Here is a 1,356-nt window from a genome sequence, read left to right on the forward strand (position 1 = left end):
CCCTTCATCGCCACCGCCCTCGTCGCCGGCAGCCACTCCATCACCCCCGTCGTCCTCTACGTCATCGCCGGCTGCGCCGTCACCGCACTCGCCGTCCTCACCGGCCGCGAGACCGCCCACGGCGAGATCAGAGACACCTGACCCACACACAACACTCCCTCAGCGGGGAGCGCCGGATAGTGGTCTCGGCGGCAGAGGCGCCACCCACGTCGTTCGACAACCGGGTGTCGATGAAGGCGGACCCGGTCACCGTGGCCGTGCCGGGGCTGCCCTCCGGTCATCACGCATACCTGGTCGAACACCTTGAAGGAGTTGAACAGCAGTCAACCGGAGCCGGCAGGCCGATCGAGCGGACCTGGCGCCAGGGACCGACCCGGTCGAGGGTGGCGGCCTCGTGGTGCTCATCAGGGATGCGCTGCAGACCGCCGGGGAGATTAGCGCGTCGATGCCGAACCCCTTCCACACGCTCACCACCGCGCCGTCCACAGTCACGGTCCGCACGAAGCGGGCGGACGCGAGTTCGCGGTTGGCCGCCGTCGGCGACCCCGGGGGCAACCGAACAACTCGACAACTGTCGGGCGGACAGCTCCACGTCACGCTCTCAGGTTCAATAGTGGTCGGGAAACCGCCCGGCTGCCGACCGGAGCGTCGTATCGATAGGACCACCTGGGCAGGATTTCGACCAGACGGCAGCCGAGGAGGCGCAGCCGTTCGACGGTGGCCGCGGCCTGCCGGTCGTCGAGCGCGAAGACGAAGGGACCCGGGACCAAGAGCAGATCGATCCACCCTTTCGCGATGCCGCGTTCGAGCAGTTCCAGCTGGGGCAGGCCATCGCGGTATCTGCGTCCGTTATCGAGGTACACGAGCGGCTCCGGAAGGCCGTGCCGCAGAGCGAGCCCTTCCATCGCCCGGCGGTGGAATTCCATGCCGGACGGATCGCTGGGAAAGCAGCGCAGATAGACCGCGACCTGAGGGAACATGGGAGCTCCTTGGCGTGAAAGAGTAAAGGGATCACGATATTGCTCTAAAGGCTGGATGCGACAGCGCATTTCCGGGAGCTTCCTCATGGCGTGCATCAAAGCCAAGAATTCTGTATTTATATTTATCTTTTTTGCACTCGGTGCGCCGCAGGATCTCGCGGAGGCCAGTACCGTTGGTCGTTGCGGCAGCCGGCCGTCTGCGCAATGCCGTCGAGCGCGCGGGTACCGACTGGCTGCTCTCAGTGGACGTTAAGTCCGTTTCTGGTAGCGGCCTCGTCCGGGTTGGGTGAGGAAGCCTTGGCGAGTGAGGCGTCCGAGGCGGCTGCGGGTGATGTTGACGGACGCCTCGTCGGTGGGCATGCCGAGGAGTTCGTGC

General features: G+C 65.7%; 1 protein-coding gene. It reads right to left on the reverse strand.

What is annotated here, in order from left to right:
• Window positions 1-593: 593 nt before the first annotated feature.
• Complete coding sequence (locus tag PUR61_RS08330) at window positions 594-980, reverse strand: hypothetical protein (RefSeq protein ID WP_329877291.1); 387 nt, start codon at window positions 978-980, stop codon at window positions 594-596.
• Window positions 981-1,356: the final 376 nt, after the last annotated feature.

It is taken from the genome of Streptomyces sp. BE20, from assembly GCF_036322525.1.
Lineage (GTDB): Bacteria > Actinomycetota > Actinomycetes > Streptomycetales > Streptomycetaceae > Kitasatospora.